The following is a 25,570-nucleotide window of genomic DNA, read 5'->3' as shown; positions in this document are numbered from 1 at the left end:
GCGGTGTCTTTGCCGGGACGTTCGCCGCCTTCCGGAGGGCGGTGGGGTCCGGTGTGCTTCCGCGAGAGTGGAGCAGGGGGTGGCCTGAGTCACAGGCTAGCCTCACGACTAAAACGCGTGCTACCTCATTCACTAAAACGGGTCATAGTCCTGTTTCCCGTGGACGACGACACTCCGAGATCGGCAAACTGTGCGCGCGAGCAAGGAGTTAACTCATGGCACCACGTCACACACCTACGATTCGTCAGAGGCGCTTCGGCGCTGAGCTTCGACGACTCCGTGACTCCGTAGGCATGTCCGCGCCCATCGCCGCCGAGCGGCTGGGAGTGGACCGCACGATGATCTCCAACATCGAGTCGGGCCGCTTCGGCATCAGCGAGGAGCGACTACGTCGACTGGCAAGCATCTACGAGTGCGACAACAGTGAATTGATCGACGCTCTTGCCACCATCACCGGAGGACGCACACGGGGATGGTGGGACGAGTACCGGGGCAAGATCCCGCCCGACTTCCTGGACCTGGCAGAGCTTGAGCACCACGCCACGAGTCTGCGCACCCTCCAGACGGCTCACATCCCGGGCGTGTTCCAGACCGAAGAGCACGCCCGCGCACTGTTCGACCTCTTCGTCCCGGCATTGCCACGGCTGGAGGTCGAGTTGCGTGTGGCCCATCGCCTGGCCCGGCATGACGTGGTGGCGGGCGACCTCGGCGTGCCTTACGTGGGCTTGATCTACGAGGCCGCGCTCCACCTTCGAATCGGCGGTCGCCGGGTAGCCAAGGCCCAGTTGAATCGCCTCTTGGAGGAAAGCGAGCGCCCCAACGTCAGATTGCTGGTGATCCCGCTGACGGCCGAAGGATTTCCCATGGCCGGGGACACGATCATGTACGCCGCCGCCGCGAGCCCCCATCTGGACACCGTCCAGGTGGACTCACCCATCGGCGCAGTGTTCTTCGACTCTCCGACCCAGTTGTCCAACTTCCGTCGGCGGCTGGACTTGGTCGAACGGGTGGCGTTGAATCCGGATGAGTCAAGGAACCGCATCCTTGAGATCACCGGAGAGCTGTAAGAGGTGCCCCGTTGACCACGTTGAAATGGATCAAGTCCTCGTTCTCGGAGGCTTCGGCCAACGCCTGCGTGGAGATAGCCGCGCCGAGCCCCGAGGGCATCGCCCTCCGCGAGAGCGAGGCCCCGGCCCGCGTTCTGACCACGGACCAGGCTGCGCTGGGGGCGCTCCTACGGAGCGTCAAGGCGGATCAGCTCACGTAGCGGGGCTCCCGGCCCGCCCTACCAGCAGCTCCTCAACCACCGCCCGCTGAACGGTCCTCAGCTTGGTGACCTGCCTCTCCAACGCCTCCGATCGCCTTCTTACCGCACGAATCGGCCCGAGCAGCCGCTCCTGCTCATCCAGCGGAGGCACCGGGACGGGCATGGCCTTCACCTGGGTCGAGTTGATCGACGCGAGGTTCGTGGTCTGCTTGCCCACGCGCTGGAAGTAGGCACGGCCAGCGGGCGACGCCGTGTACGGTTGCCGGCCTTGCAGCCGCCGTGCTCGCACTGGTTGACCAGGCTTCTGGCGTGGGCGACCGCCTTCTTCGCGGCGTCATGTTCGTCCAGCGCGTCCCGGCGCTCGCCCTTGACGCTCTTGTCGTTCTTCACGCAGCCACAGGTCGAAGGACGGGTGCGAGAAACACACCTGGACGTTGGCCTCGGCGGCGTCCGTGAGCGCCTTCGGGATGTCGTGGTGCCGGTCCCGGTCGAACAAAACCCACGCCTCCTCGCCCTCGGCCTGCTTGAGGTCGCGCACGGCGGCGACGGTCCGGGAAGGGATGAGACCGTTCTTCGCGCTGATCGGATGGATCAGGAACGGCTGCCTCTCCCCGTCCCCGCCGTCCCCGTAGCGGGAGTTGAGGTGGTCGAGGTACTGCGGCTCGGTGACCTCGCCCTCACAGGCGACGAAGAGCACCCGCTGCTCCTTCGAGACCGGCGGCCGGTACGGGACCGGCGCGAACCGGTCGTCCCTGCTCCCCCTGCGCCTCCGTGACGTCCCGGTCCCTCCCGCGCCTTCCGTCTCTCCCGCCCCGCCGACACCGTTGTCCTGCTGCCGTCCGCCCCGCCTGCTCACGCTGTTTCCTTCGCCTCCTGCCAGGACAGTTCACGAGCGATCGCTCCCGCGCCGACGCGCGGTACACCGCCGTAGCGGCCTCGTAGGTATCCGCTCTCCAGGTCTTCGTCCTCTGCCGGGTGGGCGGCGGTGACGGGATAGACGCTGGTCGCCCCCGAACGCTCCTTCGCCGCGATCCACACCTGTTCCCGGTCCAGTGGACGGTCGAGTACGGCGCTGCCGAGCAGGGTCGCGTCATGCGTCGTGAAGACGAGCTGGGCGTTGTTCGGATTGGCCTTCGGGTCCTGGAAGATCCGTACGACCTCGGCGGCGAGGGTGGGATGGAGGCTGGAGTCGAGTTCGTCGACCAGCAGCGTCGTACCGTTGTCCAGCACCGTGAGCATGGGGCCGAGGAACGCGAACCAGGCGTGCGTGCCGAACGACTCCTCGCGCAGGAACTCCAGCGGGACATCCCCGCCGTCCGGGGTGCGGTGCCTGAGCCGGATGCCTCCGGACTCGGGATCGACGTCGATGCCGGTGATGCCCAGATCGGCGATGGCGAGGAGTTGGAGGATCCGTTCGCGGTAGGCGCGCTCCGTGTTCTTCGTGCTCTTCTCGGTCAGCATCCGCTGGGTGAACGTCGTACGCCCCGTGATGTCCTCGCCCGGCGTGACCAGCCACAGGTTGTCGAGGAACCAGCGGTGCAGCGCCGACAGCACGGGGTCGTTGAGGGTGGCTCCGGTGGAGAGGAACAGCGCGTCGGATCGCGTGTACCGAACCAGGTCGTCGCGGCGATTCCCGGCGATGCCGTCGCCCTCGAAGACGAATTCGGGGCCCTCGGCCGCCGGCCGGCCCGCCTCCCGGTCGAACCAGACCTGACGTTCGCCGTCGGGGTAGGCGTGCAGCCACTCGGCCTCGACGCGCTCGTCGGACAGCTCGAAACCGTAGGTGTAGCGGATCTTGCGGTGATGGCCCAGGACGAGGTCGACCTCGAAGAGGGTCGTTTCGTCGGCGCTCTTGCGGTCGAGTTTGAAGGGCTGACGGGGGACGCCCGGCGACTTCGGCCAGTCCGCGAAAGAGGTGCGTACGGCGTCCCGCATGGCCGTCATGGCGCTGAGCAGATTGGTCTTGCCCGACGCGTTGGCGCCGAAGACACCCAGGACGGAGAGCCCCGGAACCGGCCGGTGGTCATACTCGATTCCGGTGTCCCGAGCGGTGCCTTCCTTGAGCCCGGCGCCGATCAGCGACAGCTCACACTCGTCACGGATCGAGCGGTGGTTCGCCACCCGGAAACGGAGGAGCACCCTCGACCTCCTGGCGGACGGGGAGGCGGCCCCGTCGTTCACTGACCCTTGCGGACGATCCGCTAGGGAAGCCTATGACGGCTGCGGGTCCGGGGCCAGCCCCGAAGATCTTTTCTAGGCCACCCCGGCCTTCGCCCGTACCGTCGACGCGATCGTCGCCGAACCCACGACGCGGGTGCCGTCGTACAGGACGATCGCCTGGCCGGGGGCGACGCCGCGGACCGGCTCGGTGAAGCGGACCTGGAGCTCGCCGTCGACCAGCTCCGCCCGGACCTCGGTCTCGCCGCCGTGGGCGCGGAGCTGGGCCGTGTAGGTGCCGGGGCCGGTGGGGGCCGCGCCGCACCAGCGGGGGCGGATCGCGGTCAGGGCGTCGACGTCGAGGGCGGCGGCCGGGCCGACCGTCACCGTGTTGTCCACCGGGGAGATGTCGAGGACGTAGCGCGGCTTGCCGTCGGGGGCCGGTGTGCCGATGCGCAGGCCCTTGCGCTGACCGATGGTGTAGCCGTAGGCGCCCTCGTGGGTGCCCAGCACGGTGCCGGACTCGTCGACGATGTCGCCCTCCGCCTTGCCGAGGCGGCCGGCCAGGAAGCCCTGGGTGTCGCCGTCGGCGATGAAGCAGATGTCGTGGGAGTCGGGCTTCTTGGCGACCGCGAGGCCCCGGCGCTCGGCCTCGGCGCGGATCTCGTCCTTGGTGGTGACGGTGTCGCCGAGGGGGAACAGGGCGTGGGCGAGCTGCCTGTCGTCGAGCACGCCGAGGACGTACGACTGGTCCTTGGCCATGTCGGAGGCGCGGTGCAGCTCCCGGGTGCCGTCCTCGCGCACGATCACCTGGGCGTAGTGGCCCGTGCAGACGGCGTCGAAGCCGAGCGCGAGGGCCTTGTCGAGCAGGGCCGCGAACTTGATCTTCTCGTTGCAGCGCAGGCAGGGGTTCGGGGTGCGTCCGGCCTCGTACTCGGCGACGAAGTCCTCGACGACGTCCTCGCGGAAGCGCTCGGCGAGGTCCCACACGTAGAAGGGGATGCCGATGACGTCGGCGGCACGGCGGGCGTCCCGGGAGTCCTCGATCGTGCAGCAGCCGCGCGCCCCGGTCCGGAAGGACTGCGGGTTCGCGGACAGCGCCAGATGGACGCCCGTCACGTCGTGCCCGGCTTCCGCCGCGCGGGCGGCGGCCACGGCGGAGTCGACCCCGCCGGACATGGCGGCGAGGACACGGAGGGGGCGGGAGCGCTGCGAGATCTCAGTCATAACCCTTCAAGGGTAAGGGGCGCCGGGAACCGGAGCCCGCGAGTATCCGTTGACGATCTCGTGGGAACAAGACGGGCTTCCAAGAACGGTTCCGGGGACGGCGGCGCGAGCGCCTCCGGCGGCAAGGACGCGGGCCGGCGCGTCGGGCGCCGGGCGCTGCTCATCGGCACGGCCGTCGCCGCCGTCGGTACGGCCGTGGTGGCCCGGGACGAGCTGACGCGCGCGTGGTGGCGGGTGCCCGGTGTCACGAAGCCGCGTAAGGAGGGCGAGGTCGACTACACGGGCGCGAAGTGGGTCGCGGCGTCGGACGCGAACTGGCGGCTGGCCGACCGGCCGGACGACTTCGGCATAGACATGGTGATCATCCATGTCACCCAGGGCAGTTTCGACAGCGCCGTGAAGGTCTTCCAGGACCCGGCGCACGGAGCGGCCGCGCACTACATCGTCCGCAAGGACGGCCACGTCACGCAGATGATCCGCGAACTGGACGTGGCATACCACGCGGGCAACCGCGACTACAACGAGCGCAGTGTCGGCATCGAGCACGAGGGCTTCGTCGAGAAACCAGAGGACTTCACCGCCGAGATGTACGAGGCCTCCGCGCGGCTGACGGCCCGTATCTGCGCACGGTACGACATCCCCCTCGACCGCGAGCACATCCTCGGCCACGTCGAGGTCCCGGGGACGGACCACACGGACCCCGGCGAGGGCTGGGACTGGGACCGCTACATGAAGCTGGTCCGCGCCGCCGCCGCCCAGACCTCGACCCCCGCCTGACCCCCGACGGCGATCGCGTCCGCCGGGCGCGGACAGCCGGGCCACAGGGGTGCGAGGGAGTGGGGACAGCCCCGCCACAGACCATCGCCCATATGACACACATCACATGAAGGGTCCCCGACGGACCTGCCCCGCTCGACGACCGCCCGATACGTCCCACGCCACGGACGCGACCTGCGGCGGCCCCAACTCGCCCTCATCACACATGAGTTGAGGATGCCCGCTGCTCACGGCGGTCTCACAGCCCGCTCGGCCCGCTCCTAACTTCGCCCCAGACCTCACACAGCCCTCAGGTCAAGCATCCCGGCTCATGACGAACAACATGGAGCCCACCTCCGGCACGGCCGGTCACCGCAAGGGCGAGCACCGCAAGGGCAGGGGACTGCACCGCCGCACGTTCCTCGGCGGCATGGCGGGAGCCGGGCTGGCGGCGGTCGCGGTCGCCGGTACGGCCTTCTCGCTGCTGACCGACGCCAAGGGCAACAAGGCGGGCGCCGCGACCAACACCGCCACGCTGAACATCCCGGACCTCCTGGAGGGCACCACCTCCGACGGCACCACCACGTTCACGCTGACCGCCCGGACCGGCACCCACGAGGTGCTCAGCGGCGTCTCCAGCGACACCGCCGGCTACAACGGGTCGTACCTCGGCCCCACCATGAAGTGGACCACCGGCTCCACGGTCCTGCTGAACATCACCAACGACCTCGACGCCGACACCAGCGTCCACTTCCACGGCGCGCACATCCCACCCGACATGGACGGCGGCCCGCAGAACGCCTTCGCCGCCGGGAAGACCTGGTCCCCCACCTTCGAGATCCTCGACGAGGCCAAGACGCTCTGGTACCACCCGCACGCGCTGGGCACCACGGCCGAGCAGGTCGTGCACGGGCTGGCCGGTCTGATCATCGTGGAGGACGAGACCGACGCGTCCGCCGCGCTGCCGAGCGAGTACGGCGTCGACGACATCCCGCTCGTCCTCCAGTGCCTGGCCACCGACGCGGCGGGCGACATCAAGTACGACCTGAACGGCTATCTGCGCAACACGCTCAGCTTCCCGGTGCTGTGCAACGGCACGAACGTCGACGACACCACGCTCACGTTCACCGCGACCAGGACCCGCACCCGGTTCCGGGTCCTCAACGCCTCGCCGTCGGACATCATCACCGTCCAGCGCGGTGACGGCGGCACGCTCACCCAGATCGCCACCGAGCAGGGCTATCTCACCGAGGCCACCGAGGTGGAGAGCATCCGGCTGGTGGCGGGCGGGCGCGCCGAGTTCGTGATGGACCTCGGCGACGCGGTCACGCTGCAGGCCGTCATCACGACCGGGTGGGTCCGTGGCGGCAGCGGTACGTTCGACTTCCTCACCGTCACCCCGGACGCCTCGGACACCCCCGACGACCTGCCGTCCTCGCTCAACACGATCGAGCGGTACGACACCTCGGGCTTCACCGCCCGCGAGATCACGCTCGACCAGGACGGCCTCGAGATGGCGATCAACGGGGCGGTCGGCACCACCATGGACTCCATGGCGACGATCATGACGACGCTCGGCTCGAAGGAGATCTGGACGATCACCAACAACACGATGCTGGAGCACTCGTTCCACCTGCACGACGTGCCCTTCCAGCTGATCGAGATCAACGGCGAGGGGCCCACCGGCGTCGACCTCGGCTGGTTCGACACCTACGAGGTCGTCGGCGGCGGCTCCATCAAGATCGCCATGGAGTTCACCGACTTCGCGGACGACACGTACATGTACATGCTCCACTGCCACCTCCTCCAGCACGAGGACGAGGGCATGATGGCCGGCCTCATGGTGATGGAGAGCTAGGCCGCCGGGGGAGCACCGGGACGACGGCGGGGCCGCGCATCCGCGGACTCGGTGACCGCGGCCCCGCCGTCACCTCGTGTGCCGTACCAAGGGGTCAGCTCAGGCCCGCGTTGCGGGCGCGCTCCACCACCGGGCCGATCGCCTTCGCGACCGCCTCCACGTCCGCCTCCGTCGAGGTGTGGCCGAGGGAGAAGCGGAGGGTGCCGCGGGCCAGGTCGGGGTCGGTGCCGGTGGCGAGGAGGACGTGGCTGGGCTGGGCGACGCCGGCGGTGCAGGCGGACCCCGTGGAGCACTCGATGCCCTGGGCGTCGAGCAGCAGGAGCAGGGAGTCGCCCTCGCAGCCGGGGAAGGTGAAGTGCGCGTTGGCGGGGAGGCGTCCGCCCGGGGCCGGGTCACCGCCCAGGATCGCGTCCGGCACCGCCTCACGGACCGCCTCGACCAGGGCGTCGCGGAGGGCGCCGATCTCCCGGGCGAACCACTCGCGCTGCTCGGCGGCGAGCCGGCCGGCGACCGCGAAGGAGGCGATGGCCGGGACGTCGAGGGTGCCGGAGCGGACGTGGCGCTCCTGGCCGCCGCCGTGCAGGACGGGTACGGGGCTGTACTCGCGGCCGAGGAGCAGCGCGCCGATGCCGTACGGGCCGCCGATCTTGTGGCCGGAGACGGTCATGGCGGCGAGGCCGGAGGCGTCGAAGTCGACCGGAACCTGACCGAAGGCCTGGACCGCGTCGGCGTGCAGCGGGACGCCGAACTCCTGTGCGGTGTCGGCGAGTTCACGGACCGGCAGGATCGTGCCGATCTCGTTGTTGGCCCACATCACGGTGGCCAGGGCGACGTCGTCGGGGTTGCGGGCGATGGCCTCGCGGAGGGTGTCCGGGTGGACTCGGCCGTACGCGTCGACCGGCAGGTACTCGACGGTGGCGCCCTCGTGTTCGCCGAGCCAGTGCACGGCGTCGAGGACCGCGTGGTGTTCGACGGGACTGGCGAGGACACGGGTGCGGGCCGGGTCGGCGTCGCGGCGGGACCAGTACAGACCCTTCACGGCGAGGTTGTCGGCCTCGGTGCCGCCGGAGGTGAAGACCACCTCGCTCGGGCGGGCTCCGAGGGCTTCGGCGAGGGTTTCGCGGGCCTCCTCGACGGTTCGCCGCGCTCGGCGGCCGGAGGCGTGCAGCGAGGAGGCGTTGCCGGTGACGCTCAGCTGGGCGGTCAGGGCCTCTGCCGCCTCGGGGAGCATCGGGGTGGTCGCCGCGTGGTCGAGGTAAGCCATGGTGAGCCGATTCTACGGGGCCCTGTTCAGGTGGCCTCGGCGGTGCTCCCGGACTTGGCCGACAAGGCACCCGGCGCGGTCCGGCCGTACCCGGCGTTCACCGTGCGGCACGAACGCCCGCAGTGGTGACGGAAAGCTTTCAGCCCTCTGCCCTCTGCCCTCTGCCCTCTGCCCTCTGCCCTCTGCCCTCAGAAGCTCCAGGACACCGTGTTCGTGGTCTGCATCAGGGTGGCGAGGACCACGAGGTCGGCGATGCCCAGGCCCAGGCCCAGGTAGGCGCGGCCTCGCCTGGTCGTACCGCGCTTCAGGGCAACCGCGGCCAGGACGACGGCGATGGGGCCGAGGAAGAGGTTGAGGACGAGGAGGCCCAGGAGGCCCAGGACGAAGGAGGCGACGGCCATACCGTCGGCGTCGCGGCCTCGGGGGCGGGCGGTGGCTCCGGTCCGGCGTGCGGCGGTGAGCTGCATGGTCGGTCTGCTCCCAACGGGCTCTCGGGGACGGTCAGTCGGTGGTGCGGCTGCGGCGGGCGTGGCGCTCGCGGTACGCGAAGACCGCAAGCCAGAGGGCGATGCCGGCCGCCAGGGCGGACGAGACGGCCATCGGCACATGGGCGACGGTGCCGAGGACGACACCCAACAGCAGCAGTGCGGCGACGAGGAACAACATGGCGGACTCTCCTCTCGTTTCGGTTCGTCGTGACGGTTCGTCGGGTCGGTTCGCTCGTTACGGCTGGGTGAACGGTTGTAGTTACAACTGTTCACTGACCGCCAAGTCTAGCGCGGCGCCCGGCTTTGCAATTACAGAGAACAGTTGTTAACTGCATGGCATGAGTCACACTCTCGGCAGCCGGCAGGCCCAGAAGCAGAGGACCCGGCAGGCGCTCATGGACGCCGCGCTCGCCCTGCTGGAGGAGCAGAGCCTCAGCAGCCTGGGGCTTCGCGAGGTCACCCGGGCCGTGGGCGTCGCCCCGACCGCGTTCTACCGGCACTTCAGGTCGACCGCGGACCTCGGTGTCGCGCTGGTCGAGGAGGTGCTCGGCAGCCTGCACCCGGTCCTCGGGGATCTGATGTCGACGGTGGGCGACAGCGACGAACTCATCGAGCGCGCCGTCGATCTGATCGCCCGCCACGTGGACGCGTACCCCGCACACGCCCGGTTCATCGCACGGGAACGGCACAGCGGGGTCCAGCCGGTGCGCGACGCCATCCAGGGTCAACTGGCCCGGTTCGCCGAGGAGGTGCGCGGCGAGTTGGCCAAGCGGCCGGAGACCGGGGGGTGGACCGACGACGACCGGCTGATGCTCGCGGGACTGTACGTCGATCAGATGCTGGTGACGGCCTCGCTGTTCCTGGAGGCCCAGGACAAGCCGGAGGAGGAGCGCCTCCGGGTGACCCGGCTGGCGAGCCGCCGCATGCGGCTGATCAGCATCGGCTGTCGTCACTGGCTCGACTGAACCGGCCGGAACACGCGGAGGGCGCGCCCGTTCGCCGGGCGCGCCCTCCTGCTCACGTACGTCCCGGTCAGCTGTCCTTGGACGCCGACGCGGAGGCCTCCTGGCTCGGCGCCCCGCTCGGGGCCTGGCCGCCCTGGCCAGGCTGGCCGCCGCCGGGGCCGCCGCAGCCGCCACCGCCGCCGGGGCCGCCGTTCTGGCCGCCACCGCCGGGGGCGCCGCTCGGCGCACCGGACGGCTGGCCCGAGGGGGCGCCGGAGGGTGCCTGGCCGTTCGCGGAGGGCTGACCGGAGGGGGCACCCGAGGGGGCACCGGACGGAGCGCCCGACGGGGCCTGGCAGCTCTGGCCTCCGGAGTCGCCGTTGTTCGAGGTGGACGACGACGAGTCGCCGGAGCCGCACGCCACAAGGAAGAGGGGCGCGGCCGCCAGCAGGGCGACGGCGGGGAGGAGACGTGCACGCTTCATGAGAGACAACTCCAAGAACGATGAGGCAGTTCGTGGGCGGCATCGAATCAACGCAGCTTGGGGCTCTCTTGGGTTCGCGCTGTGCCAACCCTGTGCGAACAGCAAAGCGATCATCAACAACCCCCGCCTGACCTGGCCTTTCACTCCTCCCCCGCACCTCGGCTCTGATACGGGCTCGTGACAGAGGCGCAGGAACATGTCGAGGAAGGGGCGCCGCACGCACAGGTGACGTCGACGCCGTCCGGCCGTTCGTCGACCCGGCGCCGCAACTCTTCCCAGGTATCGCCGAGTTCGACGCCCGCACGGCGCCTGACGGGATCGTCCAGGACGGACCGCACGCCGGCCTTGCCCAGTCACCTCGTCGGCGGCCCGCAACGGATCGCGGTCGTCGGCGAGGGCGGTCGTCGGCGAGGGCGGTGACGGGCCGGCCGTACGGATGTTCGCCGACGGGGTGGCGGACGACGGCCGGCCGGAAGCGGACGACGGTCGGCCGACCGGAAGCGTACGAGGAGATCAGGGCCGGGATCCCGCGGGCCCGGGCCGACCGCTCGCGCTCGAACCGGAGCCGGCCGAGTACGCCCCGGCGAGGGCGCGGGGCGTCCTCCCGGACGGGCCGCGCGAGGGGCCGTTCGGGGAGGCGGTGACGGCCCCCGAAGGGGCCGACGCCTACGGCCGGATGGCGGCCCGGCCGGGCCGCGGACCGCTCAGTCCGACAGCCGGACGCGCGCCAGCTGCCGCGACTGCGCGACCAGCCGGTCGGCGCTGTCCCAGACCTCGGCGTCCTCCTCCAGGAAACCGCCGGCGAGGTTGCGGGTGGTGATGGAGACCCGGAGCGGCCCCGGCGCGGGGCGGCAGCGGACGTGGACGGTCAACTCGATCGTCGGGGCCCAGCCCATGATGCCCAGCTCGAAGGCGGTCGGCGGCAGCGCGTCCACGGCGAGGAGCAGGGAGAACGGGTCGGCGTCGCGGCCGTCGGCGAGCCCGAACCAGGACCGCATCTCGCCGTTTCCGGACGGTGCGCCGAGCGCCCAGCCGAGCGTCGCGGGGTCGAGCTTGAGGAACAGCCGGTCGGCGATCGCGGAGCCGCCGGGGACGGGGCCGGGGGCGTCCTGCGGGCCGAAGCACTGCTCGATCGGCGGGATCGCGGGTGCCTTCGCCGTCGTACGGACGTCGTCCGGGAGGGAGCCCAGGTCGCCGTAGGAGGCGAGGACGCGTATCCGCTCGACCTCGCGGCCCTCGTCGTCGTACTGGAAGAGGGAGGCCTGGCCGGTCGACAGGGTCCGTCCGGTGCGGACGACGTCCGTGCGGACGACCGCGGGGCCCGGCCGGGAGGCGGTCAGGTAGTACGCGGAGATCGTGAACGGGTCGTCGTGCGGGAGCGCGTCGGCGAGGGCGCGGCCCAGGACGGCCAGCAGGTAGCCGCCGTTGACGGCGCCGGTGATGGTCCAGCCGGCGGAGAGGTCGATGTCGTAGACGCCGGGTTCCCGCAGGGTGACCGCGGTGTCCCGGTCGAACTCGCTGTCGCCGATGGTGGCCTGTACGAAAGCTGCTTCGGGCATGGGTGAACCGTACAACAGGCGATTACTAAGCGGTAGCTTTATGCATTGCGGAGACGTTTCGTCTCAGCTCTCCTCGACCGCCGAGGACCGCCGGTTCCATGCCCTCGGCGCCCGCCAGTGGTAGCGCATCGCCAGCAGTCGCAGCGCGAAGGCCGTGATCGCGGCGAGGGCCGAGGTGAGCGGGTTCAGGGCGTCGAGGCGGATGCACAGGACGACCATCCCGGCACCGACCATCGCGGGCACGGCGTACAGGTCGCGGTCCCAGCGCAGCAGCGAGGGCACCTCGTTGGCGAGGACGTCCCGCAGCACACCACCGCCGACGCCCGTGGCGAGGCCGAGGGCGGCGGAGGCGGTCAGGCCGAGCCCGTACTCGTACGCCTTCGTCGTGCCCGCGACGCAGAACAGGCCGAGACCGGCCGCGTCGAAGACGTTCACCCCGGTCTGGATGCGCTCCACGTGCGGGTGGAGGAAGAAGACGAGGAGGGCGGCGAGCAGCGGCGTGAGGAAGTAGCCGAGGTCGGTGAAGGCGGCCGGCGGTACGGCGCCGATGACCAGGTCCCGGAACAGTCCGCCGCCGAGCGCGGTGACCTCGGCGAGGACGGCGATGCCGAAGACGTCGAAGTTCTTGCGGACGGCCAGCAGCGCGCCCGAGATGGCGAAGACGAAGATGCCGACCAGGTCGAGCGTGTGCTGGACGGAGGGGCTGAAGAGTTGCTGGAGCACCCTCACATTGTGACCCAATAGCGAACCCCCGCCTTACATTGCAAGGCGAGGGCTCGTTATCGCTTACTTCTCGTCGGTTTCTTTGGCGACCTCGGTCTTCTCGACGACCTCGGTCTTGTCCACGACCTCGGCCTCCTTGCCGGCACCGGTCTCCTTGACGGCACCGGCCTCCTTGCCGACGGCACTGGTCCCTGTCGGAGCCTCGGGCTTCTTGACCGATTCCGGTACGAGCTGGGCCGCCTGCTTCGCGGCCGTCAGCAGGACGACGTCCTGGGGCTGCTGGTCCTCGAAGTTCTCGGGGTGGTGGCAGGCGACCCGCTGCCCCGGCTTCAGCTCGGCGAGGGGCGGCTCGGTGGTCGTGCAGACCTGCGTGGCCTTCCAGCACCGGGTGTGGAAGCGGCAGCCGCTCGGCGGCGCTATCGGCGAGGGCACGTCGCCCTGGAGCAGGATGCGCTCGCTCTTGGCGCTGCGGCGCTTGGGGTCCGGGATCGGCACGGCCGAGAGCAGCGCCTTGGTGTACGGGTGCATCGGCGCCGTGTACAGGGAGTCCCGGTCGGCCAGCTCCACGATCTTGCCGAGGTACATCACGGCGATGCGGTCGGAGACGTGACGGACGACGGAGAGGTCGTGCGCGATGATCACGTACGTCAGGCCGAGCTCGTCCTGCAGGTCGTCCATGAGGTTGACGACCTGCGCCTGGATGGACACGTCGAGCGCGGAGACCGGCTCGTCCGCGACGACCATCCGGGGCTTGAGGGCGAGCGCGCGGGCGATGCCGATGCGCTGGCGCTGGCCGCCGGAGAATTCGTGCGGGTAGCGGTTGTAGTGCTCGGGGCTCAGGCCCACCAGCTCCAGGAGACGCTGGACCTCCTTCTTCACCCCGCCCTCGGGCGCGACGCCCTGGAGCTTGAACGGCGCCGAGACGATGGTGCCGATGGTGTGGCGGGGGTTCAGCGAGCCGTACGGGTCCTGGAAGATCATCTGGATGTCGCGGCGCAGCGGACGCATCCCGGCCGTCTTGAGGTGCGTGATGTCCGTGCCGTCGAACTCGACCTTGCCGCCGGACGGTTCCAGCAGGCGGGTGATGAGCCGGCCCATGGTCGACTTGCCGCAGCCGGACTCCCCGACCACGCCCAGGGTCTCGCCCCGGCGCACCTCGAAGTCGATGCCGTCGACGGCCTTGACCGCCCCGACCTGCCGCTGGAGCAGGCCCTTCTTGATGGGGAAGTGCTTGACCAGGCCCTCGACCCTGAGCAGCGGTTTCTCGTCGGCGTCGGCATCGGTGCGCGGGGCCGGCACGGCGGCCCGGGTCTCAGTCTCGCTCACAGCTTCGGCGCAATCTCTTCGGTCCAGATCCGCGTACGGTCCTCCTGCGACAGGTGGCAGGCGGTGAAGTGCCGGCCGCCGACCTCACGCAGCTCGGGGCGCTCGGTGCGGGTGATGTTGTCCTTGGGCACGTCCGCGTAGGGGCAGCGCGGGTTGAAGGCGCAGCCCGAGGGCACGTTGATGAGGCTCGGCGGCTGGCCCTTGACCGGGATGAGCCGGTCGGTCTGCGCGCGGTCGAGGCGCGGCATCGAGCCGAGCAGGCCCCAGGTGTAGGGGTGCTGCGGCTCGTAGAAGATGTCGTCGACCGGCCCGCGCTCCACGCAGCGGCCGCCGTACATCACGAGGATGTCGTCGGCGATCTCGGCGACCACGCCGAGGTCGTGCGTGATGATGATGACCGCGGAGCCGAACTCCTTCTGCAGGTCCCGGATGAGGTCCAGGATCTGCGCCTGGACGGTGACGTCCAGGGCGGTGGTGGGCTCGTCGGCGATCAGCAGCTCGGGGTTGTTCACCAGGGCCATCGCGATCATGGCGCGCTGGCGCATACCGCCGGAGAACTCGTGCGGGTAGCCGTCGACCCGCTTGTGGGGCTCCGGTATGCCGACGCGGTCGAGGAGTTCGACGGCGCGCTTGCGGGCCACCTTCTTGCTGACGTCGTGGTGGACGCGGTACGCCTCGACGATCTGGCTGCCGACCTTGTAGTACGGGTGCATCGCGGACAGCGGATCCTGGAAGATCATCGCCATCTCGCGGCCGCGCAGCCGGCGCACCTCGTCGGGGCTCGCCCCGACGAGTTCCTTGCCGTCGAGCCAGATCTCGCCGGACATCTGGACGTTCTTGCCCCGTGCCCCGAGCCGGTGCAGACCCATGATCGCCAGCGAGGTCACCGACTTGCCGGAGCCGGACTCGCCCACGATGCCGAGGGTCTTGCCCTTCTCCAGCTGGAAGGAGAGGCCGTCGACGGACTTGACCAGGCCGTCGTCGGTCGGGAAGTGCACCTTGAGGTCGCGCACTTCGAGGAACGCCTCGGGGGCGTCCCCGGCGCGTGCGGGCTCGCCGACGGCGGCCCCGGTCTTGGACAGTTCGGTCACGAGAGCCTCACCCGCGGGTCGATCGTGGCGTACAGCAGGTCCACCACAAGGTTCATGAAGACGACGAAGAACGCCGCGAGCAGGGTCACCCCGAGGATCGGGGGCAGGTCGTTGGCGCTGATCGACTGGACCGCGTACTCGCCGATGCCGTGCAGGGAGAACACGGTCTCGGTGATGAGGGCACCGCCGAGGAGCAGGCCGACGTCCATGCCGAAGACCGTCACCAGCGGGGTCAGCGCGGCCCGCAGACCGTGCTTCACGACCACCTTGCGCTCGCCGAGGCCCTTGGCCCGAGCGGTGCGGATGTAGTCCTCGTTCATCGTCTCCAGCATGCCCGAGCGGGTGAGCCGGGCGTAGATGGCCGAGTAGAGGAGCGCCAGCGAACACCACGGCAGGAAGAGGGTGTTGGCCCACTGCGAGGGGTTCTCGGTGAAGGGGACGTACGTCCGGCCGAAGATCTCCAGCTGGTAGCTGAACAGCAGCAGGGCGAGCTGTCCGGTGAAGAACATGGGCAGGGAGACACCGGCGAGTGCCACGCCCATGGCGGCCCGGTCGAAGAACGAGCCGGGCTTCAGGGCCGAGATGACACCGGCCGTGATACCGCCCACCAGCCACAGCACGGCGGCACCGGCGGCGAGCGAGATGGTCACCGGCAGGCGGGTGGTGAGCTGCGGCCAGACCTCCAGGTGGTCCTTGAAGGAGTAGCCGAAGCAGGGGGCGTCACAGCGGACCGTGGTGGGGCCCAGGTCGTACGTGGCACCGGAGACGATGCCCTTGATGAAGTTCCAGTACTGCTCGTAGACCGGCTGGTCCAGGCCGAGGTTCCGCTTGACCGCCGCGATGTCCGCGGGCGAGGGGTTCTTGCCGATGTACTGCTGTGCCAGCTGGTCGGCGGTCTGCCCGGCGAGTTTCGGCAGGATGAAGAAGATGCCGAAGGTGACCGCGGTGACGACGAGCAGCAGGATCACCGCCGCGATCGTCCGGCGGATGATGTACGAGATCACGAGGACCGGCGCCGGCGCCCGCGGGTGTGCTCACCCGCGGGCGCCAATGCCTTCACCTGCCTTCCGGGGCTACTTCTTTTCCTTGACACCGATGTTGAGGTAGTCGTACTGACCGCTGAAGGCCGAGGACGACACCAGGTTGGTGGCGTACGGCGAGCGGTACAGCAGGACCTTGAAGTAGGTCAGGGGCACGATGGCGGCCTGCTCCATGACCTTCTTGTCGACCTCGGTGTACGCGGCGGTGCGGGCGGCCTCGTCCGTGTTGCCGATCGCGTCGTCCAGCAGCTTGTTGATCGCCGGGTCGTCCAGCTCGGAGAGGTTGGTGTTACCGGACTCGCCGATGGCCTTGCCGTGCACGATCTGCTGCAGGAAGCCGTAGCCGGTCGGCCAGTCGGCACCCCACTGCATCATGATGAGGCCGATGTTGTTCTTCTTGTTGAACTTCGGCACGCCCGCGTAGTCGGAGAAGTACTTGCCCGACGGGTACTGCTTGATGTCGGCCTCGATGCCGACCTTCTTCAGCGCCTCGACGATCGCGGTGGCCGCGTCGACCTCGCCCTGACGGTCGGTGCGGGCGGAGATGGAGGTCTTGAAGCCGCCCTCCTTGCCGCAGGCCTTCAGGCTCTCCTTGGCCTTGGCGACGTCACCCTTGTTGTCCGGGGTGGCGTACGTGTCGGCCTTCTCGTAGCCCGAGACGTCGGTGGGCAGGACGGTGGAGGCGATGTCACCGCGGATCGGGCCGCCCATGGCGGTCTGCACGGCGGTCTTGTCGATCGCGTACTGCACGGCCTTGCGGCAATCGACGTTGTCGAACGGCGCCACCTTGGTGTTGATCGCCGTGTAGACGAGACGGCCGCCGAGCGCGTTGTCCGTGTTGGCCAGCTGGTCCTTGTCCTTGAGGACCTGGGCCTGGGTCTGGGCGTCGACACCGGTGCCCTGGATGTCGATCATGGTGTCGCCGGACATGACGTCCTTGTCGATGGTGGCCTTGTTGACCTTCAGGTTCACCACGATCTTTTCCGGGTACTGCTTGCGCAGCGGGTCCGTCTTGGCGTCCCACTCCGGGTTGCGCACCAGGACTATCTGCTTGCCCTCGTCGTACTTCTGGAACTTGTACGAGCCGGTGGAGACGACCTTCTTGGTGTAGTCGACACCGGTGTCCTTGGCCTTCGGCACCGGGGCCGTCTGCGGCATGCTCGCCAGGTAGTCGAAGTCGGCGAAGGGCTTGTTGAGCTTGAAGACGATGGTGTTGTCGTCCGGCGTCTCGAGGGACGAGATGCCCGCCTCGTTCTTGTCCTTGTACGGGCCCTTGTACTTGTCCCCGCCGTCAAGCAGCTGCTGGAAGTAGTTGGGGCCCGAGGAGAGCACGTCACGCGCGAAGTTCGAGCGCTCGACCGCGTACTTGACGTCCTTCGAGGTGACGACGGTGCCGTCCTCGAACTTGACGCCCTGACGGATCTTGTACGTCCAGGTCTTGCCGCCGTCGCTGGGCGTGCCCGCGCTCTCGGCCAGGTCCGGGACGAGCTCGTTGCCCGCCTCGCCCGCGCCGGGCTTGAACGTCATCAGCGGACGCGCGTAGAGGCGGCTGAAGTTGAAGCCGTACGCGTAGTACATGTTGCCCGGGTCGAGGGACTCGGGGGCGTCGGAGCTGGCGTAGGTGACCGTGCCGCCCTTCGCCGTGGACTCGTTGACGACACCCTTGGTCGCGGCGTTGGCGCCGGCGCCCTTGGGGGTGTCCGTACCGTCGTCCGCCTTGCTGCAGGCGGACAGAAGCAGGCCGGCGCTGCTCACAACCGCGACAGCGGCCATTGCTGACCTTCGCATGATGGTCGGTTTCCCCTTCGTAGTTGGACAGTTGAGTGGGACTTGGGGCCACAACCGGGCCGCGGTCGCAGACGTCAGCGGCTGCGGGGGTCGAGGGCGTCCCGGAGGCCGTCACCGAGAAGGTTGAAGGCCAGCACCGTGATGAAGATCGCGAGGCCGGGAACGATCATGTACTGCGGGTCGACCTCGAAGAAGTCGACCGCCTGGTTGAGCATGCCGCCCCAGGAGGCCTGCGGCGGCTGGATCCCGACGCCGAGGAAGCTGAGCGACGCCTCGAAGATGATGTTGGTCGGGATGAGCAGGGTCGAGTAGACGATGATCGGCGCGACGAGGTTGGGCAGCAGTTCCTTGAACAGGACGTACGGGCCGCCCGCCCCCATCCCCCGCGAGGCGTCGATGAACTCCCGCTCGCGCAGCGCCAGGGTCTGACCGCGCACGATGCGCCCCATGTACGGCCAGTTGAAGAAGCCGATGACGAAGATCAGCACCGAGATGTGCAGCGGCAGTCCCTCGAGACCGAAGGCGCCGCCCTGGAGCGTCGCGGAGATGGCGATGGCGAAGAGCAGCAGCGGGAACGCCAGGAAGGTGTCCATCAGCCGGCTCACGACCGTGTCCACCCGGCCGCCGTAGTACCCGGCGACCAGACCCAGCACCACACCGATGGCGTTGGACAGGATCGTCGCGCCGAAGGCCACGACCAGGGAGACCCAGGAGCCCTCCAGGATGCGGGCGAGGATGTCGCGGCCGAACTTCGGCTCGACACCGAGCGGGTGGTCCCAGCTCATCCCGCCGAAGTCACCCTTGGGCAGCGACGTGTTGGGGTCGATCAGATCCTGGTTGAAGGCGTTGGGGTCGAGCCCCAGCAGCGACTGCAGCGGCCGGGAGAGCGCCGCGATCAGGATCAGCAGGACGACGACGACACCGCCGGCGACCGCCACCTTGTCGCGCTTGAAGCGGGTCCAGGCGATCTGGCCGAGCGAACGGCCCTCGATCTTCTTGGCCTCGACACCTTCCAGCACGGCTTCGGGCTGCGCCTCGGCCTGCGATCCGGTCGTCTCTATGGGTGCGGTCATCGTCCCTCGTGCTTGCCCGTGCCGGTGGTTGCCGACTGTGCCTGACGGCCGCCCGGGTCTACGGTGCGGTCCGTCACCACTGCTGCTCTCTTGCTCTGTGACTACTGCTGGGTACGAGAGGGGGCGCGGCACGGAACTTCGCCGTATGAACAGCGCGTTCGCCGGATCCCCCCATCGCTCTGGGGGAGTCTTCAACGGTCGCGCGATCAGGCACCAGACTTGACGGCGAATGTATGCGCAACCGTGATGTGGCCAGCAGGGTTCCGCTATCCGGACGTGACGCTCTGTTGAGCGGTGGGCACGGCGGTCACCTGTGGTCCAGGTCACCGGACAGGACCGTCATGTCCGGATCGCCCCTCATCGTCCGCACGGGGCTCCGGTCCGCGTTGCGCGGGCTCAGTAGCCGCTCGGGTACCCGTATCCGCCCGCCGCGGGGGCCTGGGCCGGCGCCGCGTGGGCCTCGCGGTCGTAGAACGGACGGGCCGCGGCGCGGAGCCACATGGCGACCGGGTCGTACTCGTCGGACATGGCGACGGTGGAGACGGGCAGGCCGTCCGGGACCGCGCCGATGGACTGCTGCATCATCGCGCGCACGGAATCGACGGCCGGCGGCGAGGTGTCGTACACGTCGAGGCCGATGGCCAGGTACGGCGCGCCGAGCGCGGGCTGCACCCAGGCGCGGCGCAGCGAACGCACGGCGGACGTGCGGTGGGCGTTCTGCGTCAGCAGGGCGTAGAACTGCGGGATCTCGATGGCCGGTTCGGACAGCCGGAGCGGGCCCGCGGGCTGCCGCTCCAGGCCCGTGGCGATCCGGCGCAGGTCGAGCCAGGGGATGCCGACGCCGCCGCCCGGCGCGTGCGGGTTGAGCCAGAGGCCGTAGTGGTCGGGGTAGAGGGTGCGGGCCACGTCGAGGCCGTCGACCACCTCGTAACTGCGGTTCCAGCCACTGGCGGAGAGTTCCTGGGCGGAGGTGACGCACGGGGCGTAGTTGAACCCGTCGACCTCCATGTTCCCGTACTGCGCGTCCGGGGAGCCGCCCTGGCCGTGCCAGAGCAGCATCCAGACCTGGCCGGAGGACGGGGTCGCGAGGGCACGCAGCAGCGCCTCGTAGGCGTCGTAACGCCCGGGCGTCACCTGGCGCAGCATGTGCTCGACCTGCCCGGTGGCGATGCGGCTGCCGCTCGCGCTCACGTTGGCCGCCCTTCGGTGTTGGACCCTGGTTATAGGAAACAGCTTAGGTGGTGTGCGGGTTGAGCCGGTCAGGGCTCGGGGGTTGTTGTGCGTCGCGGGTCGCGGCGCCGTCGTGGCTGGTCGCGCCGTTCCCCGCGCCCCTGAAAGAACTGGTCAGTAACCCTGTTGGTAGAAGGGTCGTACTTTTTCACGGAGCCAGTCGCCCACCGGGTCCTGCGCCACGTCCAGGAAGACCATGTTGACCGGCCAGGGGACGGGTGTCTTGGTGAGCGCTCGGCCGAGGGCGGCGAGGGGGAGGGCGCGGTCGGCCTCCCAGGAGGCCAGGTCGACGCCGATGAACATGACGGGGTCGGCGGTCTCGATGGAGGCGAGGCAGCGGCGGGCGGAGAGGACCACTCCGATTCCGGCGAACTCGGCCGAGGCGGCGGCGAGGAAGTCCACGGGGTCGTCCTGCCAGTCCGGCTCGAACAGCCGTACCCGGGCGCCGCTCGCCGATCCGTCCAGTGTGGTCCGCCCGGCCCGGCACAGCTCGGCCACGGCGGGCGGCGGCAGCGGGATGCCCACGACAGCGTCCGGGTTCAGGGCGAGGCCGATCTGCGGGGGCAGACCGCGCGCGAACTCGACGGCCGGGGCGATGGTGTACGACATGTGGTTGCCGACGACCTGGCGGAACTGCTCCTCGGAGCTGAAGACCGGCACGTACGCCTGCCCGTCGAACTCCATCGTGGGCAGGTCCAGCTGACCGCTGTGCGGACCGCCGCCCTCCGGCAGCGGCACCCACACGAAGCTGCGGGCAAGCACCTCCACGATGCGCGCCCCGGCCTGGGGCACCCCGAGAGACGCGGACAGCACCTCCTCCAGCTCATTGCCGGGCCACCCGCCGTGCCCATGGGGATACGCCTGTGCCGGAAAGTCCGCCGGGAAGTCCATCTGCTGCCTACCGCTTTGCTCCGTGATGCTGTTGTAGCTGCACCTTAACGCCCCGGCCGCCCCGGGCACCCCTGAAGGGGCGCGGGGAACCGCGGAATCAACCACCACGCACCCGCACCCCCCGAGCCCTCCCCGCGATCTCACCCCCCGAGCTCTCCCCTGGATCTCACCCCACGAAGTCGATCCGCTTCAGCGCATCCGCGGCGGCCCGGTCAATGATCACCGCCGCCCCACACCCCTGCGGCAGCCGCCCCTTCTCCACCGCACTCAGCAGCCGGGTCATGGCGCCCCGGTGCCGGGCGAAGGCGTAGCGCGACACCCCCCGCCCCCGCTCCCGCTGCCCGTCCCGCGCCTCACCGGGAGTCACGTCGAGCAACAGCAGGTGCAATGTGCCGCCCCGCCTTACGGCCTCGCGCGCGAGCCAACTTCGTACCCACGCCTGGGCTCCGCAGTCGTGCACGACGATGCCCTCCCCCGAGCGGAGGGCACGCCGCAGCCCGGCGTAGTGGGCGAGGCGTACGAAGGGCCGGTAGAGCGCGTACGGCAGATGGCGGGCGAAGCGCGCGTCGAAGCGGTCGCGGGTGTCCTGGGAGTCGATCCGGACGCCGGGCACCGCCCGCCGCATCAGCGTCGACTTGCCGCTGCCGGGCAGCCCGGTGACGACCACCAGGTCGCCCGGTCCGAAGGACAGCCCGTGGGGACTCCGCCCGGCCCGCTCCCTGAGGTCGCGGACGACCGCCCTCGGGAACGGGCCGCACGCCTCACCGGCCGGTACGACGGGCTGCTCGGGCATCGCGATGCCCGAGGTCGTCGCGTATGCCGTGGTCCTGTTCACCGTGATCGTCCTCCCCAGGGGTTGGAGGTCCCATCCCCACAGATTGTAAAGAGAAGGTAATGCCCGATCCCTCCTGGTTCAGTCCTCGTCCTGCCACAAGAGTGCTACGGACCGCTGTGTCCGCCTGTGCTCCGTCGTCCCTCTCTGTGAAAGGTCCCCCTGCCGCACCGCGTCGATGCGTGCAATGATGTGCCCGCCAACTGCATACCGGCCGCTTGAATCCGCGCGGGAGAGCTCCCAGCAGCCGTTCGCTGGGGCGCCGAAGGAGCAAGTCCCTCCCTTGAATCTCTCAGGCCCAGATACCGCGCGGGCGAGGCACATCTGAAAAGCGGGCCGCATTCCTCTTCCACGGAGGGCGGCTCCACCCACGGTGCAAGTCACGACCACCGGTACGTACGGTCGTGGTGAACCTCTCAGGTTCCGATGACAGATGGGGAGGATCTTTCCTCGCCTGTCATGCCCTGGGAGCAGAACCGATGAGCAGTAGCCCGACCGCTGGATCGCGCCGTACCGCGCTCGATGCCCTGCATCGCTCGCTCGGTGCCACGATGACCGACTTCGCAGGCTGGGACATGCCCCTGCGCTACGGCTCCGAACGCGACGAGCACACCGCCGTCCGCACGAGGGCCGGCCTCTTCGACCTCTCCCACATGGGCGAGATCACCGTCTCCGGCCCGCGGGCCGCCGCGCTGCTGGACCACGCGCTGGTCGGCAACATCGGCGGGGTGAAGCCCGGCCGCGCCCGCTACACCATGATCTGCCGCGAGGACGGCGGCATCCTCGACGACCTGATCGTCTACCGGCTGGCGGACACGGAGGCCGGATCCTCGACCTACCTGGTCGTCGCGAACGCCTCCAACGCCCAGGTGGTGCTGGACGCGCTCGTCGAGCGTTCCGCCGGGTTCGACGCCGAGGTGCGGGACGACCGGGACGCGTACGCGCTGCTCGCCGTGCAGGGCCCCGAGTCGCCCGGGATCCTGGCCTCCCTCACCGACGCCGATCTCGACGGTCTGAAGTACTACGCGGGGCTGCCCGGCACGGTCGCCGGAGTCCCCGCGCTGATCGCCCGCACCGGGTACACCGGTGAGGACGGCTTCGAGCTGTTCGTGAAGCCGGAGCACGCCGTCGAGCTGTGGCAGGCGCTGACCAAGGCGGGCGAGGGCACCGGCCTGGTGCCCTGCGGGCTGTCCTGCCGGGACACGCTGCGCCTGGAGGCGGGGATGCCGCTGTACGGGCACGAGCTGTCCACCGCGCTGACGCCCTTCGACGCCGGGCTCGGGCGGGTCGTGAAGTTCGAGAAGGAGGGCGACTTCGTCGGGCGCACGGCGCTGGCAGCGGCCGCCGAGCGCGCTGCCGTCGCTCCTCCGCGTGTCCTCGTCGGGCTGGTCGCCGAGGGCCGCCGGGTGCCGCGCGCCGGGTACCCGGTCGTCGCCGACGGCAAGGTGATCGGCGAGGTCACCTCCGGCGCGCCCTCCCCCACCCTGGGCAGGCCGATCGCCATGGCGTACGTCGACGCCCCGCACTCCGCGCCGGGCACCGCCGGTGTGGGCGTGGACATCCGGGGCAGCCACGAGCCGTACGAGGTCGTGGCGCTGCCGTTCTACAAACGGCAGAAGTGACACTTTCGTAGTCGTTGGTTCGTCGTCACATGCGCAGCCGTATGCGAAGTCGTATGCGAAGTCGTCCGGAAGCGGCACCCGTGCGGAGCCCGAGCGTGACACTGGGCACATCCGCGCTGCTCAACAGCGGTTTCAGCTGTCCCCCATTCATCACCACTCCCCCGCGTACAGGAGAATTCAGGCCATGAGCAACCCCCAGCAGCTGCGCTACAGCAAGGAGCACGAGTGGCTGTCGGGCGCCGAGGACGGCGTCTCGACGGTCGGCATCACGGAGTTCGCGGCGAACGCGCTCGGCGATGTCGTCTACGCCCAGCTCCCCGAGGTGGGCTCCACGGTGACCGCGGGCGAGACCTGCGGCGAACTGGAGTCCACGAAGTCGGTCAGCGACCTGTACTCGCCGGTCTCCGGTGAGATCACCGAGATCAACGAGGACGTCGTCAGCGACCCGTCGCTGGTGAACACCGCCCCGTTCGAGGGCGGATGGCTGTTCAAGGTACGTGTCGCGCAGGAGCCGGACGATCTGCTCTCCGCCGACGAGTACGTCGCCCACACCGCCGGCTGAGAAGACGAGGTCGTACGCATGTCGCTGCTGAACACGCCCCTGCACGAGCTGGACCCGGAGGTCGCCGCGGCCGTCGACGCCGAGCTGCACCGCCAGCAGTCCACCCTGGAGATGATCGCCTCGGAGAACTTCGCTCCCGTCGCGGTCATGGAGGCCCAGGGCACGGTCCTCACCAACAAGTACGCCGAGGGCTACCCCGGCCGCCGCTACTACGGCGGCTGCGAACACGTCGACGTCACCGAACAGATCGCCATCGACCGCGTCAAGGACCTCTTCGGCGCCGAGTACGCCAACGTCCAGCCCCACTCCGGCGCCTCCGCCAACCAGGCCGCCCTCTTCGCCCTGGCCCAGCCCGGCGACACCATCCTCGGCCTGGACCTCGCCCACGGCGGCCACCTCACCCACGGCATGCGCCTGAACTTCTCCGGCAAGCAGTTCAACGTCGTCGCCTACCACGTCGACACCGCCACCGGCCTCGTCGACATGGCCGAACTGGAGAAGCTCGCCAAGGAGCACCGGCCGAAGGTGATCATCGCGGGCTGGTCGGCGTACCCGCGTCAGCTGGACTTCGCCGAGTTCCGCCGGATCGCCGACGAGGTCGGGGCGTATCTGTGGGTGGACATGGCGCACTTCGCGGGCCTGGTCGCCGCCGGGCTGCACCCCAACCCCGTCGAGCACGCGGACGTGGTCACGTCCACCACGCACAAGACGCTCGGCGGTCCGCGCGGCGGGATCATCCTCGCCAAGAAGGAGTTCGCGAAGAAGCTGAACTCCTCCGTCTTCCCCGGCTTCCAGGGCGGCCCCCTGGAGCACGTGATCGCCGCGAAGGCGGTGTCCTTCAAGGTCGCTGCCTCGGAGGACTTCAAGGAGCGCCAGCGCCGCACCGTCGAAGGCGCGCGGATCCTCGCCGAGCGGCTGACGGCCCCGGACGCGCGTGAGGCCGGCGTGGACGTCCTGTCCGGCGGCACCGACGTGCACCTGATCCTGGTCGACCTGCGCGCCTCCGAGCTGGACGGGCAGCAGGCCGAGGACCGCCTCCACGAGGTCGGCATCACCGTCAACCGCAACGCGGTCCCCAACGACCCCCGCCCGCCCATGGTCACCTCCGGCCTGCGCATCGGCACCCCCGCCCTGGCCACCCGCGGCTTCACGGCCGAGGACTTCACCGAGGTCGCCGACGTCATCGCCGAGGCGCTGAAGCCGTCCTACGAGGCCGAAGTCCTCAGGACCCGGGTCAAGGCCCTCGCGGACAAGCACCCGCTGTACCCGGGGCTGGGGAAGTAACCCGGGCTTCACCGGTACGTAGTCCCGCTTCTCCGGGGCACCGCGCACACTGGGCAGTGAGCGCGGTGCCCCACCCCCCGCACCACCCTCCCCCGTTCTGAGGA

The 25,570-nt window shown here is 69.7% G+C and carries 26 protein-coding genes and 1 riboswitch; of the genes, 8 read left to right on the top strand and 18 right to left on the bottom strand.

What is annotated here, in order from left to right; genetic code table 11:
- The first annotated feature begins 215 nt into the window (after positions 1 to 215).
- Together OG272_RS34435 and OG272_RS34430 are read left to right on the top strand one after the other, a co-directional pair.
- Complete coding sequence (locus tag OG272_RS34435; protein ID WP_326577111.1) at positions 216 to 1,067, top strand: helix-turn-helix transcriptional regulator; 852 nt, start codon at positions 216 to 218, stop codon at positions 1,065 to 1,067.
- Positions 1,068 to 1,078: 11 nt separating this feature from the next.
- Positions 1,079 to 1,267, top strand: a complete 189-nt coding sequence (locus OG272_RS34430) for a DUF397 domain-containing protein (RefSeq protein ID WP_326577113.1) — start codon at positions 1,079 to 1,081, stop codon at positions 1,265 to 1,267.
- Here OG272_RS34430 and OG272_RS34425 read toward each other — a convergent pair.
- The 4 genes from OG272_RS34425 to mnmA all read right to left on the bottom strand — a co-directional run bounded on the left by OG272_RS34425 (position 1,260) and on the right by mnmA (position 4,651).
- Positions 1,260 to 1,484 carry a hypothetical protein gene (locus OG272_RS34425; RefSeq protein ID WP_326577115.1) on the bottom strand — a complete coding sequence of 75 codons (225 nt, stop codon included), beginning with the start codon at positions 1,482 to 1,484 and terminating at the stop codon, positions 1,260 to 1,262. The genes OG272_RS34430 and OG272_RS34425 overlap by 8 nt on opposite strands.
- Positions 1,485 to 1,601: 117 nt before the next feature.
- On the bottom strand, positions 1,602 to 2,123 hold the full coding sequence (locus OG272_RS34420; RefSeq protein WP_405895457.1) for an RloB family protein: 522 nt from the start codon (positions 2,121 to 2,123) through the stop codon (positions 1,602 to 1,604).
- On the bottom strand, positions 2,120 to 3,406 hold the full coding sequence (locus OG272_RS34415; protein ID WP_326577119.1) for an ATP-binding protein: 1,287 nt from the start codon (positions 3,404 to 3,406) through the stop codon (positions 2,120 to 2,122). The genes OG272_RS34420 and OG272_RS34415 overlap by 4 nt, the downstream gene beginning before the upstream one ends.
- A gap of 114 nt (positions 3,407 to 3,520) precedes the next feature.
- Positions 3,521 to 4,651, bottom strand: a complete 1,131-nt coding sequence (gene mnmA, locus OG272_RS34410) for a tRNA 2-thiouridine(34) synthase MnmA (protein WP_327727712.1) — start codon at positions 4,649 to 4,651, stop codon at positions 3,521 to 3,523.
- 60 nt (positions 4,652 to 4,711) lie between these two features.
- On the opposite strand from mnmA, the gene OG272_RS34405 reads away from it, so the two are divergent.
- Together OG272_RS34405 and OG272_RS34400 are read left to right on the top strand one after the other, a co-directional pair.
- The gene (locus OG272_RS34405) at positions 4,712 to 5,428 is read left to right on the top strand and encodes an N-acetylmuramoyl-L-alanine amidase (protein ID WP_405895456.1); all 717 of its coding nucleotides are present in this window, start codon (positions 4,712 to 4,714) and stop codon (positions 5,426 to 5,428) included.
- A gap of 310 nt (positions 5,429 to 5,738) precedes the next feature.
- Positions 5,739 to 7,265 (top strand): multicopper oxidase domain-containing protein, encoded by a 1,527-nt coding sequence (locus tag OG272_RS34400; RefSeq protein ID WP_328224066.1) that lies wholly within the window; start codon positions 5,739 to 5,741, stop codon positions 7,263 to 7,265.
- Positions 7,266 to 7,359: 94 nt separating this feature from the next.
- Here the strand turns inward: OG272_RS34400 and OG272_RS34395 are convergent, their stop codons facing one another.
- The 3 genes from OG272_RS34395 to OG272_RS34385 form a co-directional block, all read right to left on the bottom strand.
- A complete protein-coding gene (locus OG272_RS34395) occupies positions 7,360 to 8,529 on the bottom strand; it encodes a cysteine desulfurase family protein (RefSeq protein WP_327727715.1) in 1,170 nt (389 codons plus the stop codon).
- A 188-nt stretch (positions 8,530 to 8,717) separates the two neighbouring features.
- Positions 8,718 to 8,996 carry a DUF4190 domain-containing protein gene (locus tag OG272_RS34390; RefSeq protein ID WP_328224065.1) on the bottom strand — a complete coding sequence of 93 codons (279 nt, stop codon included), beginning with the start codon at positions 8,994 to 8,996 and terminating at the stop codon, positions 8,718 to 8,720.
- A 34-nt stretch (positions 8,997 to 9,030) separates the two neighbouring features.
- Positions 9,031 to 9,195 carry a hypothetical protein gene (locus OG272_RS34385; RefSeq protein WP_013000518.1) on the bottom strand — a complete coding sequence of 55 codons (165 nt, stop codon included), beginning with the start codon at positions 9,193 to 9,195 and terminating at the stop codon, positions 9,031 to 9,033.
- A 160-nt stretch (positions 9,196 to 9,355) separates the two neighbouring features.
- On the opposite strand from OG272_RS34385, the gene OG272_RS34380 reads away from it, so the two are divergent.
- Positions 9,356 to 9,982, top strand: coding sequence for a TetR family transcriptional regulator (locus tag OG272_RS34380; RefSeq protein WP_327727716.1), 627 nt, complete (start codon positions 9,356 to 9,358; stop codon positions 9,980 to 9,982).
- A 67-nt stretch (positions 9,983 to 10,049) separates the two neighbouring features.
- Here the strand turns inward: OG272_RS34380 and OG272_RS34375 are convergent, their stop codons facing one another.
- From OG272_RS34375 to OG272_RS34325, 11 genes are all read right to left on the bottom strand, one after another.
- On the bottom strand, positions 10,050 to 10,445 hold the full coding sequence (locus OG272_RS34375) for a hypothetical protein (RefSeq protein WP_327732114.1): 396 nt from the start codon (positions 10,443 to 10,445) through the stop codon (positions 10,050 to 10,052).
- A 704-nt stretch (positions 10,446 to 11,149) separates the two neighbouring features.
- Positions 11,150 to 12,004: a thioesterase family protein gene (locus OG272_RS34370; protein WP_327727717.1), complete on the bottom strand. Its 855-nt coding sequence runs from the start codon at positions 12,002 to 12,004 to the stop codon at positions 11,150 to 11,152.
- Positions 12,005 to 12,067: 63 nt separating this feature from the next.
- Complete coding sequence (locus tag OG272_RS34365) at positions 12,068 to 12,727, bottom strand: trimeric intracellular cation channel family protein (RefSeq protein ID WP_405895455.1); 660 nt, start codon at positions 12,725 to 12,727, stop codon at positions 12,068 to 12,070.
- Positions 12,728 to 12,790: 63 nt separating this feature from the next.
- Positions 12,791 to 14,053: an ABC transporter ATP-binding protein gene (locus OG272_RS34360; RefSeq protein ID WP_405895454.1), complete on the bottom strand. Its 1,263-nt coding sequence runs from the start codon at positions 14,051 to 14,053 to the stop codon at positions 12,791 to 12,793.
- Positions 14,050 to 15,144, bottom strand: a complete 1,095-nt coding sequence (locus OG272_RS34355; protein WP_326577142.1) for an ABC transporter ATP-binding protein — start codon at positions 15,142 to 15,144, stop codon at positions 14,050 to 14,052. The genes OG272_RS34360 and OG272_RS34355 overlap by 4 nt, the downstream gene beginning before the upstream one ends.
- Positions 15,141 to 16,148 carry an ABC transporter permease gene (locus OG272_RS34350; protein ID WP_327727720.1) on the bottom strand — a complete coding sequence of 336 codons (1,008 nt, stop codon included), beginning with the start codon at positions 16,146 to 16,148 and terminating at the stop codon, positions 15,141 to 15,143. The genes OG272_RS34355 and OG272_RS34350 overlap by 4 nt, the downstream gene beginning before the upstream one ends.
- A 69-nt stretch (positions 16,149 to 16,217) precedes the next feature.
- Positions 16,218 to 17,957: an ABC transporter substrate-binding protein gene (locus tag OG272_RS34345; protein WP_327727721.1), complete on the bottom strand. Its 1,740-nt coding sequence runs from the start codon at positions 17,955 to 17,957 to the stop codon at positions 16,218 to 16,220.
- 89 nt (positions 17,958 to 18,046) lie between these two features.
- The gene (locus tag OG272_RS34340; protein ID WP_405895453.1) at positions 18,047 to 19,045 is read right to left on the bottom strand and encodes an ABC transporter permease; all 999 of its coding nucleotides are present in this window, start codon (positions 19,043 to 19,045) and stop codon (positions 18,047 to 18,049) included.
- Between the two features lie 396 nt (positions 19,046 to 19,441).
- Positions 19,442 to 20,236: an enhanced serine sensitivity protein SseB C-terminal domain-containing protein gene (locus OG272_RS34335; RefSeq protein ID WP_326577150.1), complete on the bottom strand. Its 795-nt coding sequence runs from the start codon at positions 20,234 to 20,236 to the stop codon at positions 19,442 to 19,444.
- Positions 20,237 to 20,389: 153 nt separating this feature from the next.
- Positions 20,390 to 21,166, bottom strand: coding sequence for an enhanced serine sensitivity protein SseB (locus OG272_RS34330; RefSeq protein ID WP_328506079.1), 777 nt, complete (start codon positions 21,164 to 21,166; stop codon positions 20,390 to 20,392).
- A gap of 166 nt (positions 21,167 to 21,332) precedes the next feature.
- Positions 21,333 to 22,001 carry an AAA family ATPase gene (locus OG272_RS34325; RefSeq protein ID WP_326577153.1) on the bottom strand — a complete coding sequence of 223 codons (669 nt, stop codon included), beginning with the start codon at positions 21,999 to 22,001 and terminating at the stop codon, positions 21,333 to 21,335.
- A 216-nt stretch (positions 22,002 to 22,217) separates the two neighbouring features.
- Positions 22,218 to 22,316, top strand: a riboswitch (glycine riboswitch).
- A gap of 161 nt (positions 22,317 to 22,477) precedes the next feature.
- Here OG272_RS34325 and gcvT point away from each other — a divergent pair.
- The 3 genes from gcvT (at position 22,478) to glyA (ending at position 25,466) form a co-directional block, all read left to right on the top strand.
- A complete protein-coding gene (gcvT, locus tag OG272_RS34320) occupies positions 22,478 to 23,620 on the top strand; it encodes a glycine cleavage system aminomethyltransferase GcvT (protein WP_327727722.1) in 1,143 nt (380 codons plus the stop codon).
- A gap of 184 nt (positions 23,621 to 23,804) precedes the next feature.
- Positions 23,805 to 24,182, top strand: a complete 378-nt coding sequence (gcvH, locus tag OG272_RS34315; RefSeq protein ID WP_327727723.1) for a glycine cleavage system protein GcvH — start codon at positions 23,805 to 23,807, stop codon at positions 24,180 to 24,182.
- Between the two features lie 18 nt (positions 24,183 to 24,200).
- Positions 24,201 to 25,466 (top strand): serine hydroxymethyltransferase, encoded by a 1,266-nt coding sequence (gene glyA / locus OG272_RS34310; protein WP_327727724.1) that lies wholly within the window; start codon positions 24,201 to 24,203, stop codon positions 25,464 to 25,466.
- The last annotated feature ends 104 nt before the right edge of the window (positions 25,467 to 25,570 follow it).

Origin of the sequence: Streptomyces sp. NBC_00104, from assembly GCF_045160825.1 — a bacterium.
In the GTDB taxonomy this organism is placed as follows: Bacteria; Actinomycetota; Actinomycetes; order Streptomycetales; family Streptomycetaceae; genus Streptomyces.
This window is presented reverse-complemented; position numbering and strand designations above follow the sequence as displayed.

Coding starts and splice junctions, on each gene's coding strand:
- gcvT (WP_327727722.1), top strand. CDS start 22,478: ATGAGCAGTAGCCCGACCGCTGGATCGCGCCGTACCGCGCTCGATGCC.
- OG272_RS34395 (WP_327727715.1), bottom strand. CDS start 8,529: ATGGCTTACCTCGACCACGCGGCGACCACCCCGATGCTCCCCGAGGCG.
- mnmA (WP_327727712.1), bottom strand. CDS start 4,651: ATGACTGAGATCTCGCAGCGCTCCCGCCCCCTCCGTGTCCTCGCCGCC.
- OG272_RS34340 (WP_405895453.1), bottom strand. CDS start 19,045: ATGACCGCACCCATAGAGACGACCGGATCGCAGGCCGAGGCGCAGCCC.
- OG272_RS34375 (WP_327732114.1), bottom strand. CDS start 10,445: ATGAAGCGTGCACGTCTCCTCCCCGCCGTCGCCCTGCTGGCGGCCGCG.
- OG272_RS34345 (WP_327727721.1), bottom strand. CDS start 17,957: ATGGCCGCTGTCGCGGTTGTGAGCAGCGCCGGCCTGCTTCTGTCCGCC.
- OG272_RS34330 (WP_328506079.1), bottom strand. CDS start 21,166: ATGGACTTCCCGGCGGACTTTCCGGCACAGGCGTATCCCCATGGGCAC.
- glyA (WP_327727724.1), top strand. CDS start 24,201: ATGTCGCTGCTGAACACGCCCCTGCACGAGCTGGACCCGGAGGTCGCC.
- OG272_RS34400 (WP_328224066.1), top strand. CDS start 5,739: ATGACGAACAACATGGAGCCCACCTCCGGCACGGCCGGTCACCGCAAG.
- OG272_RS34370 (WP_327727717.1), bottom strand. CDS start 12,004: ATGCCCGAAGCAGCTTTCGTACAGGCCACCATCGGCGACAGCGAGTTC.
- OG272_RS34385 (WP_013000518.1), bottom strand. CDS start 9,195: ATGTTGTTCCTCGTCGCCGCACTGCTGCTGTTGGGTGTCGTCCTCGGC.
- gcvH (WP_327727723.1), top strand. CDS start 23,805: ATGAGCAACCCCCAGCAGCTGCGCTACAGCAAGGAGCACGAGTGGCTG.
- OG272_RS34380 (WP_327727716.1), top strand. CDS start 9,356: ATGAGTCACACTCTCGGCAGCCGGCAGGCCCAGAAGCAGAGGACCCGG.
- OG272_RS34390 (WP_328224065.1), bottom strand. CDS start 8,996: ATGCAGCTCACCGCCGCACGCCGGACCGGAGCCACCGCCCGCCCCCGA.
- OG272_RS34435 (WP_326577111.1), top strand. CDS start 216: ATGGCACCACGTCACACACCTACGATTCGTCAGAGGCGCTTCGGCGCT.